Annotated in this window: 16 protein-coding genes and 2 pseudogenes; 13 read left to right on the top strand and 5 right to left on the bottom strand. The window is 71.5% G+C overall.

From position 1 onward, the window contains the following. Positions 1-52 precede the first annotated feature (52 nt). The 3 genes from ACFYM0_RS23560 (at position 53) to ACFYM0_RS23550 (ending at position 2557) form a co-directional block, all read left to right on the top strand. Positions 53-586 (top strand): GNAT family N-acetyltransferase, encoded by a 534-nt coding sequence (locus ACFYM0_RS23560; RefSeq protein ID WP_388504444.1) that lies wholly within the window; start codon positions 53-55, stop codon positions 584-586. 65 nt (positions 587-651) lie between these two features. After that, positions 652-1161 carry a SigE family RNA polymerase sigma factor gene (locus ACFYM0_RS23555; RefSeq protein WP_388504443.1) on the top strand — a complete coding sequence of 170 codons (510 nt, stop codon included), beginning with the start codon at positions 652-654 and terminating at the stop codon, positions 1159-1161. Between the two features lie 115 nt (positions 1162-1276). After that, the gene (locus ACFYM0_RS23550; RefSeq protein WP_388504441.1) at positions 1277-2557 is read left to right on the top strand and encodes a hypothetical protein; all 1281 of its coding nucleotides are present in this window, start codon (positions 1277-1279) and stop codon (positions 2555-2557) included. A 3-nt stretch (positions 2558-2560) separates the two neighbouring features. Here the strand turns inward: ACFYM0_RS23550 and ACFYM0_RS23545 are convergent, their stop codons facing one another. Beyond that, positions 2561-4219, bottom strand: a complete 1659-nt coding sequence (locus ACFYM0_RS23545) for a bifunctional 3'-5' exonuclease/DNA polymerase (RefSeq protein ID WP_388504440.1) — start codon at positions 4217-4219, stop codon at positions 2561-2563. A 218-nt stretch (positions 4220-4437) separates the two neighbouring features. Here ACFYM0_RS23545 and ACFYM0_RS23540 point away from each other — a divergent pair, with 218 nt between their 5' ends. Further along, the gene (locus tag ACFYM0_RS23540) at positions 4438-5616 is read left to right on the top strand and encodes a DUF2786 domain-containing protein (RefSeq protein WP_388504438.1); all 1179 of its coding nucleotides are present in this window, start codon (positions 4438-4440) and stop codon (positions 5614-5616) included. Between the two features lie 39 nt (positions 5617-5655). On the opposite strand, the gene tatA is transcribed toward ACFYM0_RS23540, so the two are convergent. Beyond that, positions 5656-5841 carry a Sec-independent protein translocase subunit TatA gene (tatA, locus tag ACFYM0_RS23535; RefSeq protein WP_388504435.1) on the bottom strand — a complete coding sequence of 62 codons (186 nt, stop codon included), beginning with the start codon at positions 5839-5841 and terminating at the stop codon, positions 5656-5658. A gap of 375 nt (positions 5842-6216) precedes the next feature. Here tatA and ACFYM0_RS23530 point away from each other — a divergent pair, with 375 nt between their 5' ends. After that, positions 6217-8322, top strand: coding sequence for an FUSC family protein (locus ACFYM0_RS23530; protein ID WP_388504432.1), 2106 nt, complete (start codon positions 6217-6219; stop codon positions 8320-8322). A 104-nt stretch (positions 8323-8426) separates the two neighbouring features. Next, complete coding sequence (locus ACFYM0_RS23525; RefSeq protein ID WP_215011402.1) at positions 8427-8663, top strand: DUF397 domain-containing protein; 237 nt, start codon at positions 8427-8429, stop codon at positions 8661-8663. Positions 8664-8783: 120 nt separating this feature from the next. On the opposite strand, the gene ACFYM0_RS23520 is transcribed toward ACFYM0_RS23525, so the two are convergent. Then, on the bottom strand, positions 8784-9293 hold the full coding sequence (locus ACFYM0_RS23520) for an ATP-binding protein (protein WP_388504429.1): 510 nt from the start codon (positions 9291-9293) through the stop codon (positions 8784-8786). A 332-nt stretch (positions 9294-9625) separates the two neighbouring features. Between ACFYM0_RS23520 and ACFYM0_RS23515 the strand changes: the two genes are divergently transcribed. The 7 genes and pseudogenes from ACFYM0_RS23515 to ACFYM0_RS23485 all read left to right on the top strand — a co-directional run. Beyond that, positions 9626-10486, top strand: a complete 861-nt coding sequence (locus tag ACFYM0_RS23515; RefSeq protein WP_388504426.1) for a helix-turn-helix domain-containing protein — start codon at positions 9626-9628, stop codon at positions 10484-10486. Between the two features lie 101 nt (positions 10487-10587). Further along, entirely contained in the window at positions 10588-12045 is a 1458-nt protein-coding gene (locus tag ACFYM0_RS23510) for an aldehyde dehydrogenase family protein (RefSeq protein ID WP_388504423.1), read from the top strand. A gap of 60 nt (positions 12046-12105) precedes the next feature. Further along, positions 12106-14175, top strand: a pseudogene (gene mrdA / locus ACFYM0_RS23505) (penicillin-binding protein 2); the annotation flags it as partial. A gap of 107 nt (positions 14176-14282) precedes the next feature. Next, the gene (locus tag ACFYM0_RS23500) at positions 14283-14837 is read left to right on the top strand and encodes a DinB family protein (RefSeq protein ID WP_388504421.1); all 555 of its coding nucleotides are present in this window, start codon (positions 14283-14285) and stop codon (positions 14835-14837) included. A gap of 92 nt (positions 14838-14929) precedes the next feature. After that, positions 14930-15529: a PadR family transcriptional regulator gene (locus ACFYM0_RS23495; RefSeq protein WP_388504419.1), complete on the top strand. Its 600-nt coding sequence runs from the start codon at positions 14930-14932 to the stop codon at positions 15527-15529. Between the two features lie 82 nt (positions 15530-15611). Then, positions 15612-16364 carry a MerR family transcriptional regulator gene (locus tag ACFYM0_RS23490; protein ID WP_388504417.1) on the top strand — a complete coding sequence of 251 codons (753 nt, stop codon included), beginning with the start codon at positions 15612-15614 and terminating at the stop codon, positions 16362-16364. Positions 16365-16449: 85 nt separating this feature from the next. Then, positions 16450-17115 (top strand): annotated as a pseudogene (locus ACFYM0_RS23485) (DedA family protein); the annotation flags it as partial. Positions 17116-17249: 134 nt separating this feature from the next. On the opposite strand, the gene ACFYM0_RS23480 reads toward ACFYM0_RS23485, so the two are convergent. Continuing rightward, on the bottom strand, positions 17250-18962 hold the full coding sequence (locus tag ACFYM0_RS23480; RefSeq protein ID WP_388504900.1) for a threonine/serine exporter family protein: 1713 nt from the start codon (positions 18960-18962) through the stop codon (positions 17250-17252). Between the two features lie 210 nt (positions 18963-19172). Further along, a complete protein-coding gene (locus ACFYM0_RS23475) occupies positions 19173-19667 on the bottom strand; it encodes an inorganic diphosphatase (RefSeq protein WP_030756147.1) in 495 nt (164 codons plus the stop codon). Positions 19668-19683 lie beyond the last annotated feature (16 nt).

Here is a 19683-nt window from a genome sequence, read left to right as displayed (position 1 = left end):
ACCCCCCGCGCACAATGGGATCGGCGCGTGGGAGTGGACGAGGGAGAGCTGCATGAACGGTCGGACGACGCAGGGTGAAGTCCTGGGGGCGGGATCCGCCGACAAGGGGGACAAGGTGGTCCTGCGCGAGGCGGGCGAGGCGGATCTGGACACCGCCGCCGAGCTCTTCCGCGGCTACCTGGAGTTCTACGAGGTGGAGGTCGAGGACCCGGAGCGGCCGCGCGCCTTCCTGGCGGAGCGGCTGGCGGGCGGGGATTCCTTCATCCTGCTCGCCGAGGTCCCCGGTGCGGGCACGGTCGGCTTCACGCAGGTCTACCCGATGTTCTCCTCGCTCGCCATGAAGCCCGCGTGGCTGCTGGGCGACCTGTACGTGGCCCCCGCCGGCCGCCGTACCGGCGCGGGCCGCGCGCTGCTGCGCGAGGTGCTGCGCCGGGCGCGGGAGGCCGGGGTCTCGGGCGTGCAGCTGGAGACGGCGTACGACAACCTCGTCGCGCAGGGGCTGTACGAGGCGGAGGGGTTCGTCCGGGAGGAGTTCCACATGTACTTCCACGACCTCTCCGAGACGGGCTCCTCCGCATCGGTTTGAGATCGGATGAAACATTCCCGGCCCCCGTCGCGTCATTGGTGTGAGACGGACGCGAGGGGGAGCGTATGGGGTACGGACGCAGAGATGGGTTCCGTGAGTTCGCGGCGGGCAGGTCGGCGCATTTGTACCGGTCGGCCTGTCTGCTGACGAGCGGTGACACCCACCTCGCCGAGGATCTCGTACAGGAGACCCTCGGGCGGATGTACCTCCTCTGGGGGCGCGTCTCCCGGATAGACAATCCGGCGGCGTACGCGCAAACCGTGCTGGTGCGTGCCTTCCTGACGCACCAGCGCCGCCGGTCGGCGGGGGAGCGCCCGGTCGGGGAGTTCCCCGATGCGGGCGCACCGGCCGGCGGCGATCCCGCGCTGCGGCTGACCCTGCTGGAGGCGCTGGGGCGGCTCGCGCCGAAGGACCGGGCGGTCCTGGTGCTGCGGTACTGGGAGGACCGCAGCGTCGAGGAGACCGCCGACGCGATGAACGTCAGCTCGGCGGCGGTGCGGACCCGCAGCTCGCGAGCGCTGACCCGGCTGCGGGAGCAACTGGGCGGCTCGCTCGCGGAGTTCGCGGGGCGCTGATCGCCTCACACCCCCCGACCCGTGCCCCTCGCCCTCCTCTGCGCGCATCCCTTCTTCCCTTCTCGTTCCGCTCTTCTCATTCCACGATCCCTTTAAACGGAAGGTCTGATTCCGCATGCCCTTTGAAGATGAGCTCGGTGAAGCCCTCCGGCGTACGGGTGACGGCTTCACGGCCGAAGGACGGGACCTCGTGGACGCCGGGGAGCGGCGCGGCCGGCGGATGCTGGCCCGCCGCCGGTTCGCCGTGGCCGGCGGCTCGGTGCTCGCCCTGGCGCTGATCGGCACTGCCGGGGCCTACGCGAACGGGATGCTCTGGTCGGGCGGCGGGGACGGCCGGGCGGACGTGGCGTCCTCGCCGGAGCCGCCCGCACCGCAGCGGCCGCCGGCCTCGAGCGGGGACCGTATCGGCACCGGAGCCGTGACGGCCGATCAGATGACCGCAGTGCTCAAGCAGTTGCTGCCGCAGGGCGGGCTGAGCGACATCGAGGCCAGGGGCACGGGCGACCAGCCGGGGCCGATGGTGACCGGCGTCTTCGACGACGGCGAGGGCAAGGGAAGGCTCGGCTTCAGCCTCAGCCGGGTGGACCCGACGGGACCGATGGCCGACGACATGGTGAAGTGCCCCTCCAAGGCCACGTTGAACTACGACAGCTGTTCCTCCAAGAAGCTTGAGGACGGTTCGAGGCTGCTGCTCTTCAAGGGCTACGAGTACCCCGACCGCCGCGTGGACACGAAGTGCTGGCGGGCCACGGTGGTCACCCCGCAGGGGTTCCTCATCGACGCCCAGGAGTGGAACGCGGCGGCGGAGAAGGACGCGCCCATCACCCGGCCGACGCCGCCGCTGACGCTCGCGCAGCTCCAGGCGCTCGTGACCTCCCCGTTGTGGCATCCGGCCCTGAACGACCTCCCGGCCGCGCCGGCCGAGTCACCCCAGTCACCCCCGTCGCAGCCCGGCCACTCGGGCATGAAGGCGGTGGTCGTCCTGGAAGACCTGCTGGGCAAGGACGACATCCCGGTCGTGAGCCGGGACGAGGACGGGGCCGACCTGGGCTACCTGGTGCTGGACGAGGGCAAGGGCAAGTCGCTGGTCAGCCTCCAGATCCAGCCGGACAGCGCCAAGCACCCGGGGATGTGGGCCGATCTGTTCACCTCCGCCGAGACCCTGCCGAACGGAACGAAGCTCCTGACCCGGCAGCAGGCCGGCGAGAAGGGCGGGGCCGGCGTGGTCTGGTGGAGCGCGGAAGCGCTGCTCCCGAACGGCACCCGCGTGATCGTGTCCGCCTTCAACGCCGAGAGCCAGATGACGGCGGCCACCCGCAAGGAGCCGGTGCTGACCCTGGCGCGGATGAAGGAGCTCGCGACGAGCCCGAAGGTGGCCATGGAGTACGGGAGGTAGAGGCTACTTCGCGTCCGCGTAGCACTCCACGACGGCCGTGGTGAACGGGAAGCGGACCGGGGTCTCGCCGAAGGTGATGCGGCCGGCCAGCTCGCCCGCCTCGCGGATCGCCGCGGCCACGGCCTGCGCCTCCTCCTCGGGGCAGTGGACGATGACCTCGTCGTGCTGGAAGAAGACCAGCTCGGCCCGCATCCCCGCCTCCGCGAGGGACCGGCGCAGGGCGGCGAGCAGGAGCAGCGCCCAGTCCGCGGCGCTGCCCTGCACGACGAAGTTGCGGGTGAAGCGGCCGCGCGCCCGCGCGTCGGTGGAGGCGTAGCCGGGGACCCAGCCGTCGGGGGCCTCCTCTGCCTCCTCCGGATCGGCCGCCGGCGGGCAGGTACGGCCCAGCCAGGTCCGTACGAGCCGCCCCTCCTCGCCCGCCTTCGCGGCGTCGTCCACGTACGCCACGGCCCGGGGGAAGCGGCGGCGCAGCGCGGCCAGGTTCTTCAGGCCGTCCCCGGAGGTCTGCCCGTAGACCGCGCCGAGGACGGCGATCTTCGCCATGTCGCGGTCGCCGGAGAAGCCCTGGCGGGAGATGGAGGTGTAGAGGTCCTCGGGGCGGCCGGCGACCTCCATGAAGGCGGGGTCGCGGGAGATCGCGGCGAGCACCCGGGGCTCCATCTGGTCGGCGTCGGCCACCACGAGCCGCCAGCCGGGATCGGCGACGACGGCCCGGCGGATGACCTTGGGGATCTGCAGGGCCCCGCCGCCGTTGGTGACCCAGCGGCCGGTGTGGGTGCCGCCGGGGATGAACTCGGGTCGGAAGCGGCCGTCGTGGACCCAGTCCGCGAGCCAGGACCAGCCGTGGGCGGTGTAGATCCGGTACAGCTTCTTGAAGGCGATGAGGGGCTCCACGGCGGGGTGGTCCAGCTCCTGGATCTCCCAGCGGCGGGTGGACTTGAGCTTGATCCCGGCCTCCGCGAAGGCCTTGATGACGTCGGCGGCCAGCTCGGGCCGGACGCGCCGGCCGAACGCGGCCGAGACCTCGTCGGCGAGCTCGGCGAGCCGGCGGGGCTGGCCGCGGCCCGCGTACCGCTCGCCGAGCAGCTCGGTGAGCAGGGCCCGGTGGACGTCGGCCCGCCAGGGCAGGCCCGCGCGGTTCATCTCGGCGGCCACGAGGAAGGCCGCCGACTCGGAGGCCACGAGCAGCCGCATCCGGTCGGGGTGCGCGGTGGCCTCGAGCCGTTTCGCCTGGTCGGCGTGGACGGCGACGAGGGCGTCGAGCGGTACGGGGGCCGGCTGGGGGTCGAAGAGGGAGTGCTGGCTTGCGGGCTCCGCCGCGCGCTGCGGGGGATCGGGCGGTACGGGGGCGTTCGTAAGGCGGGCCCAGGCGGCGGCCGCCGAGCGGGGTTCGCCGAGGCGGCCCTCGTGGGCGAGCAGGAGCAGCTCGGCGTCCTCGATGTCGTGGCAGCGGTCCACGCGGATGCCGGCGGCGAGCAGTCGGGGGTAGACGGCTTGCGTGGAGCGCCAGACCCAGCGGGTGGTGGCGGGGGCCGCGCGGATGGCGTCCGCGGGGTCGGTGACCGTGACGCGGGCTCCGCCCGCGGGCCCGTCCAGGGGGGAGGCGTGCCAGCGGCCGTCGCCGTCCTCGGCCAGGGCCCACCGAGGGGCGTGCTCGCTCATGAGTGCGAGTGTCCCACCGGGGTCCGACAGCGCCCGTGCGCGGCGCGCTCGCACAGGCGTGCGCCGGTGGGCGGGCGAGCGCCGCTGGGCGGGCGAAGTCCCCCATCCGCCCTTCGCCCCTTCCCCGGGCCTTGCCCGGACCCCGGTCCTCAAGCCGCCGGACGGCCGGGCCCGGCTCCGCCCGGAGGGTGCGGCGGGCGGCATGCCAAGCTGAAGAGGTGAGAGACATCGTCGACCGGGCCTGCGAGGCCGCGCTGTACAACCAGGACGACGCCGGGCTGGACGCCGGGGCGTCGGTGCTCGTCGCCGAGGGGGACCGGTGGGGCGCGGTCGGGCAGGCGCTGCTCGCGCGCGGGGAGGAGTACGTGCGCCAGGCCTGGGAGCGCGGGTGGCGGCCCGCCGACGTGCTGCGGCTCGTACGCCGGGACCTGGAGCAGGCACACCTGCGGATCACCGAGGACCTCATCGCCGCCGAGGCCCGGCGGTACGCGCGGCTGCCCGAGCGGTGGACCGAGGCCGAGGTCTGGTGGGGGGACGACCCCCGGTACGGGGAGCGGCTGGTCCAGCGGGAGCGCACCGACCGCTTCAGCCTGGCCGGGGCCGTCCTGGAGGTGTTCCGGCTGCTGATCCGGCTGCCGTCGATCGAGCCGGTCGGGCCGCTGCCGGGAGACCCCGCCGACGTACTCGAACACGCGCACATCGAGCCCCGCATGCTCGGCCGGATCAGGGCGCTGCTCGCGAAGGCCGAGGCGACGACCTTCCCGGAGGAGGCGGAGGCGCTCAGCGCCAAGGCGCAGGAGCTCATGGCCCGGCACACCGTGGACGCCGCCCTGCTCGCGGTGAAGTCCGGCACGGCGCAGATACCCGGCGCCTGCCGGATCGGCGTCGAGGCCCCGTACGAGGAGGCCAAGGCGGTGCTGCTCGACGCGGTGGCGAGCGCGAACCGCTGCCGGTCCGTGTGGAACAGCGCCTACGAGTTCTCCACCGTCGTCGGCTTCGAGAGCGACCTGGAGGCGGTCGAGCTGCTCTACACCTCGCTGCTGGTGCAGGGCACCGCCGCGATGACCCGCGCGGAGGCCGGGCAGCGGGCGGGCGGGCGCAAGCGCACCAAGACCTTCCGGCAGTCCTTCCTCCTGGCCTACGCGAGCCGGCTCGGCCAGCGTCTCGCGGAGACGGCGGAGCACACGGTGGCCGACACCGTGGCCGAGGCCCCCGACAACCTGCCGGCCCTGGTCGCCCGGGACGTGGCCGTCACCTCGCGGGCCGAGGAGATGTTCCCCCGGACCACGACGACCCGGCTGCGCGGAGCGACCGACCTCGCGGGCTGGGAGGACGGCACGGCCGCCGCCGACCGGGCCCACATGGCGGACGGCCGTCGCGCGTCCTTGCGGGGCTGAGCCCGGAAGCCCGGAAGCCCGGAAGCCGGGAAGCCCCGATCAGCGCTCGGTGGGGGCCGGCGCGGCGGGGTCCTCCTCGCGCAGCGCACGGGCCTCCGCCTTCAGGATGCGGGCGGACCTGCCCAGCCCGCGGGCCATCTCGGGGAGCTTCTTCGAGCCGAACACCATCAGGCAGACGAGCACGATGATGGCGACGTGCCAGGGTTCCAGGGCGTTCCTGAGCATGTGTGCGTCCGCCTTCCGGTGGGTGCCGGCAGCCTGCCGGGACGGTGCCGGAATCGGCCCGTCCGGGCCGATGATCGACGCTGTCGGCCGACGGCGCCATAGATCACGCCAAGCCTGAAGAACACCTGAAGCCCGGGCGACGCGCCCCGGCCGCCCGGATCCCGGTCCCCCAACGCCGGACGGGCCGGAAGATTCCAGCCTCGCCGGCGTTTGAGGCGCGGGGTCTGGGGCGGGCTCTGGGGCGGAGCCCCAGGGAACGGTGGAAGGGCGGGTCGGGGACTTTCGCCCCGCGCAGCGGCGAGCCCGGTCCCGACGCGCGGGCGTCCTCGTGCCGGGCTCCCGGGTTCCGCCCCCGGCGGGGCTACGCTCGGAGCCATGAGCTGGGTCCGGGCGCTGAAGGACACCGCCCGGTCCGGACTGCGGGTCGAGCGGACCCGGCTGCAACCCCTCGTCGCGCTGCGCGCCGCCGTCGGCCTGGCCGTCGTCATCGGCGCGGGCCTGGCCTTCCTGGGGCCCGGCTCCGCCGCCAGCTCCGCCTTCGGCGCGTACATGGCGGCCGTGGCCACCTTCCAGAAGAGCTGGCGGCCCCGGCCCGTGCTCGCGCTCGCCGCCGGGCTGACCCTGGCCGTGTCCACCTTCATCGGCTACCTCGTCGGGTCCTCGCACACCCTGGCCTTCGTGCTGCTGCTCGCCGTCTGGAGCTTCGCCGCGGGCCTGATGTGGGCGGCCGGCCCCACCGCCGGGATCATCGCCTCCGGCAACGTCGCGATCATGCTGGTCACCGTCACCCTGCCCACCTCCGTGCCGCAGGCCGCCGGGCACGCCGCGATGATCGCCGCCGGCGGGGTGGTGCAGGCCCTGCTGATCCTCCTCTTCCCCATCCGGCGGTGGGGCGCCCAGCGCGACGCGCTGGCCGACGCCCTCGCCGCCGAGGCCGACTACGCGCGCCGTCTGCGCCAGGACCCGGTCGCCTCCTTCGACCCGCAGCCGCTGATGCGGGCGCGCGACGCCGCGACGGTGACGGTGCGCCAGGCCCGCCGCCGCCCCGCCGAGCTGCACGGCGCGCGGGGGCTAGCGGAGCGGATCCGTCCGGTGCTGGCCCTGCTGGCAGACCCGGCCGTCGGGGCCCCGGCCGAGGGCCCGGCGCGGGACCGGGCGCGGGAACTGCTCGCCGCCGCCGGGTCGGTGCTGGACGCCGCCGCGTCCGCGATCCGGCGCGGCGAGGCCGTACGGCTGCCCGGGCCGGCCCTCGCGGTGCTCAAGGACCCCGGCACCGCCGACCTGCTCCGGGGCCCCGCGCTGCGCGCCGCGCGCAGGCTCGCCGCCCTGCTGGACGACGTACTCGACACCGCCGAGCCGGGCTCCGGGCGCACCGCCGATCCCGGGGAGTCGATGCTGCGGCCCACCCTGCCGGCGCTCGCGCCGATGGTGCTGGCCGCCGTACGGGCCGAGCTGCGCCCGGGGTCGCCGATCCTGCGGCACGCCGTGCGGGTCACCGCCGTGGCCTGCGCGGGCTACGGCATCGGCCACGTGCTGCCGTTCGGCCACGCCTACTGGGCTCCGATGGCCTCCGTCATGGTCATGCGGCCCGATTTCACACAGACCTACACCCGCGCCGTCGCCCGCTTCGGCGGCACCCTGGTCGGCGTCGCCCTCGCGACGGCCGTGGTCCAGCTCGCACACCCGGGGATGTACGTGTCCGGGCTGCTCGCCGTCGTCAGCGCGGGCCTGATGTACACCTTCATGCGCACCGGGTACGCCGTCGCGATGGTCTTCGTCTCCGCCTACGTGGTCTTCCTGCTCGGCATGGGCGGCCTGCGCTGGGACCAGACGGTGCCGGACCGCGTCGCCCTCACCCTGGTCGGCGGGGTCCTCGCGATGATCTCCTACGCCGTCTACCCGGCCTGGGAGACCCCGCGGCTGCGGACCCGGCTGGCGGACTGGGTGGCGGCCAACGGGCGGTACGCGGCAGCCGTGCTCGGGCAGTACGCCGACCCGGCCGGAGCCCGGCGCGAGGACGTGCGGGCGGCCCTGCTGGAGGTGCGCGACGCCCGGGTCGCCTGGCAGGAGGCGGTGGACCGGGCCTCGGGGGAGCCGGTGCGCCACCGCGGGATCTCCCGGGATGCCGCCGAGGACGCGGGCCGGGCCCTGGCCGCGATGGGCCGCCACGCGATGCTGCTGGAGGCGCACTTCCCGGACCGGTCCCGGCCTCCGGTCCCGGGCGCGGCCGAGCTGGCCCGGGCGCTGCGCGCGGGGACGGAGGCGGGTGCGAAGGCGGTGCGGGAGCGCCGGGTGCCCGACTGGGAGGGGGTCCGCGCGGCCCTGGCCGACGGGGGAACCCCCGACCCGGGCGTGCTGCGCGGGGCGGCGCGGCAGCTGCTGGACTCCCTGGAGGAGGTCTCCGACGCGCTGCGGACCCCACCCCGGAACCCACCCCGAACCCCATCCCGCCCCGAGCCGGAGGAAGGTCGTCACCCTTAGTGGTGCCTTGCCCTCCGTTCGTGCACGTGCATCTGCCCATGCAGGCGTTCATGAACACAGCTATGATCCGGTGCAGTTGACATCTGCACTATCGGGGGCTTCCTGTGGACCACGCGTACAACGGGATGGCAGCTGCAGAGCTTGACGGGGTGACCTGGCAGAAGAGCAGACACAGCAACTCGCAAGGTTCCTGTGTGGAGTTCGCGAAACTGCCCGGAGGCGACGTTGCCATGCGCAACTCGCGGTTTCCGGACGGACCGGCACTCGTGTACACGCCGGCCGAGATAGAAGCGCTGCTGCTGGGTGTCAAGGACGGCGAGTTCGACCACCTGATCGGCTGAAGACCAGCCGAAGATCAGCCATGCACGTGCAGCGGCCGGGATTGATCGCCATGATCAATCCCGGCCGCTTGTCGCATATGCGGTGATCGTGCGGTGGCCGTGCGGTGGCCCCGCGGTGATTCAGTCCTGGAGCGTGAACAGCGCCCAGACCACCTTGCCGGTCAGCCGCCCCGCGAGCGGGTGCCAGCCCCAGCTGTCGCTGTAGGAGTCGACGAGGAAGAGCCCGCGCCCCGACTCCAGGTCACAGTTGCGCTCCGTCGCCTCCGGCGCGAAGCTCCCGCCGGGCCGGTCCTCGCTGGGGTCCCGCACCGCGCACACCAGCCGGGTGCTCCACCGCATCAGGTGCAGGCGCACCGGCGGCTCGCTCTCGCCCGCGGCCGGCCGGGAGTCGTCCGGGAGGGCATGGCGCAGCGCGTTGGTGACGAGTTCGGAGACGACCAGTGCCACGTCGTCGAACCGGTCGTCGAGACCCCACTGGGCAAGGGTGGAACGCGTGAAGGTGCGTGCACCGCGCACCGCTTCGAAGCGGGCGGGCAGGGCGCAGGACGCGGACCCGGAGACAGCCGTGGGGTCGACCGGGGGAAGCCCCTGCCGTAACGGCTCGAGCATGGTCGATCCATTCGTCCCCATGCGAGGCACTCCCGGGATTCGAAAGAACTGCGGGGCACGCAGGTGCGCGGGACCATGGTTCCGAATGGCGGAGCCGGATGCAAGGGCAGATGCACGTGCACGCGCCGGACCTGTCCGACCCCGTGACGGTTCTTGCCCATTTCTTCCTACGCATACTTACGGACTTCTTTTACGGCGAGGCCAAATCCGTTACAGAACGAGTACGGGCGGATGCGTTTTGGTGGCAGACTGCGGGCTTTGAGGGGCACGGGGGCCCCTGCGACGCAGCCTGACGCGGCCGCACGCGCGTTCGGTGTACGTATCCATCCACGGCATGGGGAGGGGCAGGACTCGTGACCGCAGAAGCCAGTGGTTCTGTGGTGCGCCGCATCCTCCTGGGCTCCCAGCTCAGGCGACTCCGAGAATCCCGCGGCATCACCCGTGAGGCGGCCGGTTACTCGATCCGCGCATCCGAATCGAAGATCAGCCGCTTGGAGTTGGGAAGGGTGAGCTTCAAGGCCAGAGACGTAGAGGATCTCCTCACGCTCTACGGAGTCACGGACGGCGCGGAGCGGGAGTCCCTCCTGGGACTGGTCCGCGAGGCCAACGTGGCCGGCTGGTGGCACAGCTACGGCGATGTCCTGCCGGGCTGGTTCCAGACGTACGTGGGTCTGGAAGGCGCCGCCTCCCTCATCCGCATCTATGAAGTCCAGTTCGTGCACGGCCTGTTGCAGACCGAGGCCTACGCCCAGGCCGTGGTCAGCCGCGGCATGCCCGGCGCCGGCCGCGCCGAGATCGACCGCCGGGTCGCGCTGCGCCTGGAGCGCCAGAAGGTACTGGTCTCCGAGAACGCCCCCGTCTTCCACGCCGTCCTCGACGAGGCCGCGCTGCGCCGCCCGTACGGCGACCGGGACGTGATGCGCGGTCAGTTGGAGCACCTCATCGAGATCTCGCAGCGGCCGAACGTGCACCTGCAGGTCATGCCCTTCTCCTTCGGCGGTCACGCCGGCGAGAGCGGTGCCTTCACCCTGCTGCGCTTCCCCGAGTCCGACCTCCAGGACGTCGTCTATCTGGAACAGCTCACCAGCGCCCTCTACCTCGACAAAGACGAGGAAGTGGGGCAGTACGAGCGGGCGATGCTGCGCCTCCAGAGCGACTGCCCGGACCCCGACAAGACCCGCGATCTCCTCCGTGGTCTGCTCCAACTGTCTTGATTCGCACGTACTATGACGCCTGATCAGAGCATGACGATGACCCGGATGACCCCCGGGTCTCCGGTGCAGCGCAAGGAAGCGCGTTCGACGTAAGGGATGGCATGTCCATATTCGAGGACCTGGCTCACCAGTACATCGACGGCGAATGGCTGGCCGGAACCGGGTCGTGGGACATCATCGACGTCAACCCGTACAACGGGGAGAAGCTCGCGGCCATCACCGTGGCCACCGTCGAGCAGGTCGACCAGGCCTACCGGGCCGCCGAGCTGGCCCAGAAGGAATGGGCCGCCACCAGCCCCTACACCAGACGAGCCGTCCTGGAACGCGCCCTGCGGATCACCGAGGAGCGCGAGAAGGAGATCGTCGAGGCGATGATCGACGAGCTCGGCGGGACCCGTCCCAAGGCCGAGTACGAGGTCCACCTCGCCATGGAGTTCATCCGCGAGGCCATGCAGCTGGCCGTCCGGCCCGAGGGCCGCATCCTGCCCTCGCCGGTCGAGGGCAAGGAGAACCGGGTCCAGCGGCTGCCCGTCGGGGTCGTCGCCGTGATCAGCCCCTTCAACTTCCCCTTCCTGGTCACCCTGAAGTCGGTCGCCCCGGCCCTGGCGCTGGGCAACGCCGTGGTCATCAAGCCGAACCAGAACGCGCCCGTCGTCGGCGGCGGGGTCATCGCCAAGATCTTCGAGGAGGCAGGCCTCCCGGCCGGCCTGCTCAACGTCCTGGTCACCGACATAGCCGAAATAGGCGATGCGCTCCTGACCCACCCCGTCCCCAAGGTCATCTCCTTCGCCGGGTCCGACCGGGTCGGCCGGCACGTCGGCGCGGTCGCCGCGCGCCACTTCAAGCGGACCGTCCTGGAACTGAGCGGCAACAGCGCGCTGGTCGTCCTCGACGACGCCGACCTCGACTACGCGGTGGACGCCGCCGTCTTCAGCCGCTTCGTCTACCAGGGCCAGGTCTGCATGGCCGCCAACCGGATCCTGGTCGACGCCTCGGTGGCCGAGGAGTTCACCGAGAAGTTCACCACCCGCGTGCGGGCCCTGGTCACCGGCGACCCGCACGACGCCGACACCCACATCGGCCCCCTGATCAACTCCTTCCAGGCCGACGCCCTCACCGCGCTCGTCGACCGCGCCGTCGAATCCGGCGCGCAGGCGCTCGTACGGGGCTCTACGCGCGGCAACCTGGTCGAGCCGACCGTGCTCGCCGGACTCCCCGAGGACTCCCCGCTGCTCGGCCAGGAGATCTTCGGCCCCGTAGCCCTCCTCGTCGTCTTCGACGGCGAGGACGAGGCGGTCCGCCTCACCAACGCGACCCCGTACGGACTCAGCGGCGCCGTCCACACCCGTGACGTGGAGCGAGGGGTCCGCTTCGCGCAGCGCATCGAGACCGGCATGATCCACGTCAACGACTCCACCATCGGCGACGAGCCGCTCGCGGCGTTCGGCGGGGAGAAGGCCTCCGGCATGGGCCGGCTCAACGGCGAGGCCACCATCGAGGCCTTCACCACCCAGAAATGGATCTCGGTCCAGCACGGCCGGACGCAGTTCCCTTTCTAGCTCCGCGGGGGATCTAGACTCGGGCGGGTCAGGCGAGGACCAGTCCGGGGGAGAGCCGAGTTGAGCAACATACCGGAGACCGGGCGCACACCCCGGGTCCAGAACCGGCTCGTCATGATCCAGATCGTGGTGTTCTCGCTGCTGCTGACCCTCGGCGGGCGTCTGTGGTACCTGCAGATACGCAACGGGCAGGAGTACACGGACGAGGCGAAGAACAACCACACCCAGCAGGTGGTCCAGCCCGCCGTGCGCGGCTCGATCCTCGATTCCCGCGGGATCCCGCTCGCCGACAACGAGACCCGCATGGTGGTCTCCGCCAGCCGCACCGAGCTCTCCAAGATGAAGGACCGCGGCAAGGGCGTCCTCACCGAGCTCGCCGGGGTGCTGGGCCTCGACCCCGAGGACGTGGTCGACGGCGTCCGGCTGTGCGACGCCAAGACCCCCAAGCCCTGCTGGAACGGCTCCCCGTACCAGCCGATCCCCATCACCGACGAAGCGACGACCGACCAGGTCCTGGAGATACGGGAGCACGCCGAGCGGTTCCCCGGCATCACGGCCGAGCCCACCGCCCTGCGCCGCTATGCCGGCCCCGACGGCGCCAACACCTCCCAGGTGCTCGGCTACCTCTCCCCGGTGACCGACGAGGAGATCACCAAGGCGAAGGGATCCGACTCCCCGTACCTGCGCTCCGACCAGGTGGGCCGCAGCGGCCTGGAGCGCACCTACGACAAGGACCTGCGGGGCAAGGCGGGCATCACCCGCTACGAGGTGGACAACCTCGGCCGGATCATCGGCCAGGGCACGAGCGACAAGCCGCAGCCGGGCGCCAACATCGTGACCTCGATCGACTCGCGCGTGCAGGCCGTGGCCGAGCGCGAGCTGAACAACGCGATGATCGAGGCCCGCAAGGGCATCGACAAGAACAACACGGGCCGCCACTACGAGGCCGACTCGGGCGCCGTCGTGGTCATGGAGGCCAAGACCGGCCGGGTCGTCGCGATGGCGTCCAACCCGACCTACGACCCGAACGCCTGGGTCGGCGGGATCTCCGCGAAGGACTACGCCTCCCTCACCGACAAGGAATCGAACTACCCGCTGCTGAACCGCGCCATCCAGGGCCAGGCGGCCCCCGGCTCGATCTTCAAGGTGGTCTCCTCGACGGCCGCGGTCAACGCCGGCTACCCCTTCAACAGGCTCTACGGCTGCCCGAGCTCCTACTCGGTCGGCAGCCAGGTCTTCACCAACTTCGAGTCCCAGGGCTACGGCGACATCACCATCGGCAAGGCCCTGGAAGTCTCCTGCGACACCGTCTACTACGCCATCGCCGACAAGGAGTGGAAGAAGGACGGCGGCATCAAGCCCAAGGCCAAGCCCGGCGACTGGTTCTTCAAGACCGCCCACGAGTTCGGCCTCGGCAAGCGCACCGGCATCGACCTGCCCAGCGAGGTCCCGGGCCGGGTCCCGGACCGCCAGTGGAAGAAGGACTTCTTCGAGGCGAACAAGTCCGCCTGGTGCCGCGACGGCAAGAAGAACGGTTCGTACGCCGAGAAGATCGCCTACGAGAACTGCCGCCAGGGCAATCAGCTCCGGGAGGGCGACGCGATCAACTACTCCATCGGCCAGGGCGACACCCTCGTCACCCCGATCCAGATGGCCTCCGTCTACGCCGCCATCGCCAACGGCGGCACCCTGCACCAGCCCAGCATCGGCAAGGCCGTGGTCAGTGCCGACGGCACCTCGGTGAAGGAGATCGCCCCGAAGGAACAGGGCAAGCTCCCGATGAACGCCAAGCTGCGCAAGGACATCGACGGGGCCCTCGCCGCCGTGGCCACCACCGGCAGCGCGGCCTGGCGGTTCGGCGGCTGGCCGCAGAAGCAGATCCCGATGCACGCGAAGACCGGTACGGCCGAGGTCCAGGGGAAGCAGACCACCTCGTGGTTCGCCTCCTACACCGAGGACTACGCGATCGTCATGACCATCTCCCAGGGCGGCACCGGCTCCGGGGCCTCGGGACCGGCCGTCCGCAACATCTACGAGGCGATGTACGGCCTGGACGAGAAGGGCGCCCAGGACCTGAAGAAGGCCCTGCTCCCCAAGCCGCGGACCGAACTCCCCCCGGTCCGGCAGGAAAACCAGTGATTCAAGCGATCGGCGCGATTGCGGACAGGAACTGACCGCAAGGGTTCGTAGTGTGGTTCTTGTCAGCAGGAGCCACACCACGAAGGCGGTAGGTCAGCATGGTCACTCACGTCCCGGCCGAGTCGTACGGCGACGAGCGCGGCGCGCTCCTGAGCTTTGTCGAAGCCCAGCGCGGGGCCCTGCGCCGCTCGGTCCTCGGCCTGAGCCCCGAGCAGGCCGCGAGCCGGCCCAGCGCGAGCGAGCTGTCCCTGGGCGGCCTGCTCAAGCACGTCGCCGAGTGCGAGCTGAACTGGCTGCGCATGGCGCAGCAGCGGGTCAACGAGAAGGAGCGGACCCAGGAGACCTGGGGCGACAGCTTCAAGCTCGTCGACGGCGAGTCCGTCGAGGAGATCCTCGCCTTCTGGGACGGGGTCTCGGCGGAGCTCGCGGAGTTCATCGCCTCGGTCCCGAGCCTGGACGACACCTTCCCGCTGCCCCCGGCGCCCTGGTTCCCCAAGGACGGCAAGGTCTCGATGCGCTGGCTGCTCCTGCACCTGGTCGAGGAGGACGCCCGGCACGCCGGTCACGCCGACGTCATCCGCGAGTCCCTCGACGGCAAGACGGCCTTCGAGCTGGTGGCCCTGGCCTCCGGCCGGAGCTGGTCCGCGGAGTAAGCGGAGCTGGTCCGCGGAGTAGCGGAGAAAGCGCCGTGAGCGGGGGAGGCAGGGGAGGCGGGGGCTCCCGGCGGGCTCGATAGCCTGGCCCCATGTCAGCGATCCGCCTCCTCGTCCTCGGCGCAGTCCGCCAGCACGGGCGGGCCCACGGCTACCAGGTCCGGGCCGATCTGGAGTTCTGGGGCGCCCACGAGTGGTCGAACACCAAACCCGGGTCGATCTACCACGCGCTGAAGCAGATGGCGAAGCAGGGCGTACTGCTGGCCCACGAGGTGGCCCCGTCCGCGGCGGGCGGCCCGCCGCGGACCGAGTACGAGCTGACGGAGGCGGGCCGCGCGGAGTACTTCAAGCTGCTCCGCGAGGCCCTGTCCTCCTACGACCAGCGGGCCGACGTCCTCGCCTCGGCCCTCGGCTTCATGGTCGACCTGCCCCGGGCCGAGGCCCTGTCCCTGCTGCGGGAGCGCCTGGGCCGGCTGGCCGCCTGGCGCTCCGCCGTCACGGACCACTACGTCCCCGAGGAGGGCCCCGAGCCGCTGGGCCACATCGGCGAGATCATGCACCGCTGGATCCACTCGGCGGACGCCGAGGCGGACTGGACCGGGGGCCTGATCGCCCGGATCGAGGCCGGCGCGTACTCCTTCGCCGACGACCCGGGCGACGCCTTCGAAGGGGTCCTCGCCCCTTCCTCCTGAACTCCCGGCCCGCCGCGCTTGCACCTCACGCGGCGTGAGGGACCAGGCTGGGCCGCGTACCCGAGAAGAGGAGCGGAAAGCGATGGGCTACTCCGTGGGCCAGGTCGCCGGATTCGCCGGAGTCACGGTGCGCACGCTGCACCACTACGACGAGATCGGGCTGCTCTCCCCGAGCGGCCGCAGCCGTGCGGGACACCGGCGGTACGACGACGCCGATCTCGACCGGCTGCAGCGAGTCCTGTTCTACCGGGAGCTCGGCTTTCCGCTCGAAGAGGTCGCGGTCCTGCTGGACGACCCGGAATCGGACCCGGGGGAGCACCTGCGCCGGCAGCACGCCCTCCTGACCGGCCGGATCGCCCGGCTCCAGCAGATGGCCGCGGCCGTCGAGCACGCCATGGAGGCGAAGAAGATGGGCATCAACCTCACGCCCGAGGAGAAGTTCGAGGTCTTCGGGGATTTCGATCCCGAGGAGCACGCCGAGGAGGCCGAGCGCCGCTGGGGCGACACGTACCGGGAGTCCGCCCGCCGGACCGCCTCCCACACCAAGGAGGACTGGCTGCGGATCCAGGCCCTGGCCGAGGACATCAACCGGCGGTTCGCCGCCCTGCTGGACTCCGGGACGTCCGCGGAGTCCGAGGAGGCCATGGACCTGGCCGAGGAGCACCGCGGCTGGATCAACGGCAGCTATTACTTCTGCACGTACGAGATCCACACGGGTCTCGGGGAGATGTACGTCGCGGACGAGCGGTTCACGGCGTACTACGAGGCCGTCCGGCCCGGGCTGGCGGTGTACGTACGGGACGCCATCCTGGCCAACGCCGTCCGCAAGGCGTAGCGCCGATCCCTGGAACCAGGCGGGGGTGGTGTGCGTTCATAATTGGACGGACACCCCCCACCTGATCCAGGAGAGCCCGGAACCCGTGAACACGCTTGCGCTCGGTCCTGAGTGGATCTCCCCGGAGTACCTGATCGGCCATTTCGGCCTGATCGGCATCCTGGTCATCGTTTTCGCGGAATCCGGTCTCTTCGCCTTCCTGCCCGGAGACTCCCTGCTCTTCACGGCGGGCCTGTTCGTCGCGAGCGGCACCATCAGCCAGCCGCTGTGGCTGGTGTGCACCCTGATCGTGGCCGCCGCGATCATCGGTGACCAGGTCGGATACATGATCGGCAAGGTCTTCGGCCCGAAGATCTTCAACAAGCCGAACTCCAAGCTCTTCAAGCGCGAGAACCTCGACGCGGCGCACGAGTTCATGGAGAAGCACGGCCCCAAGGCCATCGTGCTCGCGCGGTTCGTGCCGATCATCCGCACCTTCGCGCCGATGGTCGCGGGCGCGACCGCGATGAAGTACCGCACCTTCCTGACGTTCAACGTCATCGGCGGAGTCCTGTGGGGCGCGGGCGTCACGGTCCTGGGGTATCAGCTCGGCCAGTTCGAGGTCATCAAGAACAACGTCGAGCCGATCTTCATCGGCATCGTCCTGATCTCGGTCATCCCGGTGATCTTCGAGGTGCTCAAGTCCCGCAAGCAGAAGAAGGCGGCGGCGCAGGCCGGCGGCGCCGAGTCCGGGGCCGGCGAGGACCCCCAGGCCCCGGGCCAGCAGCGCAGCGGCCGCCACGCGAAGCGCTAGGGCTGCTCCGCTCCACGCCTCGTACGATGCCCCGCCGACCAGGATGTCCCGGTCGGCGGGGCATCGGCGTTCCGGCGGGGCATCGACAGGCCCTAGAACCCGCGGGTGCGCTTCGCCGCGCCGCGCTTGGCCGCGCTGGCCGCGCCGGGGATGCGCATGAACAGGCGGGAGGTCTCGGAGCCGAGGTTGACGCCGATCGCGATGGCCAGCGCGATGGCGGCGGCGTTCGTCAGCGAGCCCAGCCCCTCGTTCAGCCGGTTCTCGGCGATCAGCAGGAGCCCGTAGTACGTGGCCGAGCCGGGCAGCAGCGGGCCGATGGCGGCCGTGACGAAGGGGAGGGCCGAGGAGAACCGGTGCCGGGCGAGGAGCTGTCCGAAGAGGCCGACCAGGCCGGCGGCGATCGCGGTGGACGGCACCGGCGGCATCTTGGCGGCGTAGTGCAGGGCCCCGTAGATCACCCAGGCGATCCCGCCGTTCAGCGTCACGAACCACACGGTGGAACGTTCCTGCTGAAGCAGGATCGCGAATGTGAACACCAGAACCATCGAGGCGGCGATCTGCAGCAGCGGCCGCTGCTCGATCTGCAGGACGTCCTCCGGCTGCGGATTGGAGCCGAACTGCACGCCGACGTAGAGCACCACCAGGACGCCCATGATGATGCCGATGAACAGGTACATCACCTCCAGCAGCCGGGCGGAGGCGGTGATGTAGTAGCCGGTCAGACCGTCCTGCACGGCTGCCACCAGGGCCCGCCCCGGCAGCAGGGCGAACAGCCCACCGGTGATCACGGCCGAGGAGCGCAGGTCGATGTCGGTCATCTTCAGGGCCACGCCCATCGCGGCCGGCGGCATCGCCGCGACCACGAACTGGTAGAACTCCGGCAGCCCGCGCCCGGCACACAGCCAGGCCAGCCGGTCGCCGAGCACCGCCCCGAGTGCGGCTGCGAAGAACACCAGCACGCCACCGCCGACCAGCGTGGAGGCCGCGCCGGCGAGCAGGCCGGCGGCGCCGGTGAGCACCCAGCCGGGGTACGGGTGCCGGTTGCGGCGGATCTCGGCGAGCCGGCGGTAGGCGTCCTCCAGCGAGATCTCGACCTCGTGCGCGGTGATGTCGTTGACGAGGCCGAACACGGCCGAGAGCCGGGTGTAGTCCGTGCCGCGGCGGCGGACCGTGCGGTTCGCCGACACGGGGTCGTCCACCAGGGAGGGCTGGTGGGTGATCGACAGCAGGGTGAAGGTGACGGTGGGCTCACAGCGGTCCAGGCCGTAGCTGCGGGCCACCGCGAACATCGCGGCCTCCACGTCCTCGGCGCCCTCGCCGCCCGAGAGCAGCAGCTCGCCGATGCGCAGCGTCAGGTCGAGCACGCGCCCCACGGCGGGCCCGGTCTCCACGGCCAGCCGCTGCGAGGGCTCCGGCACCGGCCGGACGTCCACCGGCATGCGCAGCACCGTGCGCATGCGGTCCTGCCAGGGGGACTCCTTCAACCGGGTGACCGGGAAGCCCGGAGGGCCGGTGTAGGCCGGCGGGGAGTGGGCGGCGCTGTAGGTGTGCGGCGTGGCGAACGCGGACGCGGGGCCATCGGGGTCCACGGCCACCGACGCGAGCCCGTCGGGGACGGCGAACTCCGAGGTCGGCTGGTCCTCCTCGGTCGCCTCGGGGTCCACCCCGACCCCGTCCGGCACGGAAAACGCGCTGCGCGCCTCGTCCGACTTCGGCTTCCGGTCCTCGGTCCCGGATCCTTCGCCTTCCGCCACGCGTCCTCCAGTCCCCGACCCAGCCGGTATCAGTATGCGGAACCGTTTCATCCACGGCGAAACAGGCATCTGCCCCGCAGCTGAACTTTCAGCCACGCCCACGATCTTTCCGCCCCGCCCCCGTGCGACGCACCCGGACCCCTGCCCGTACCCGGAGACGTACCCGGACACGACAACGGGCGGCACCCCCTTCAAGGGGTACCGCCCGCGGTGTCAAAGGGGCCGGAGGGGCCTCAGGCCCGCCCCGTCACCGAGCGGAGCTCAGTGGTGGCCGCCCTGCGCCTCGAGGCGCTTGAACGAGGCCTCGATCTCGGCCTCGGCCTCGGTGCGGCCGACCCAGTTCGCGCCCTCGACCGACTTGCCCGGCTCCAGGTCCTTGTAGACCTCGAAGAAGTGCTGGATCTCCAGGCGGTCGAACTCGGACACGTGGTGGATGTCGCGCAGGTGCTCCACACGCGGGTCGGAGGCCGGCACGCACAGCAGCTTGGCGTCGCCGCCCGCCTCGTCCGTCATGTTGAACATGCCGATCGCGCGGCACTTGATCAGGCAGCCCGGGAAGGTCGGCTCGTCAAGGATGACCAGCGCGTCCAGCGGGTCGCCGTCCTCGCCGAGGGTGTTCTCGACGAAGCCGTAGTCGGCCGGGTAGCTGGTCGAGGTGAAGAGACGACGGTCCAGACGGATCCGGCCGGTCTCGTGGTCCACCTCGTACTTGTTCCGCGAACCCTTGGGGATCTCGATGGTGACGTCGAACTCCACGTCCTGCTCCTCCATG

Origin of the sequence: Streptomyces sp. NPDC006487, assembly GCF_042870555.1 — a bacterium.
GTDB lineage: Bacteria > Actinomycetota > Actinomycetes > Streptomycetales > Streptomycetaceae > Streptomyces.
This window is presented reverse-complemented; position numbering and strand designations above follow the sequence as displayed.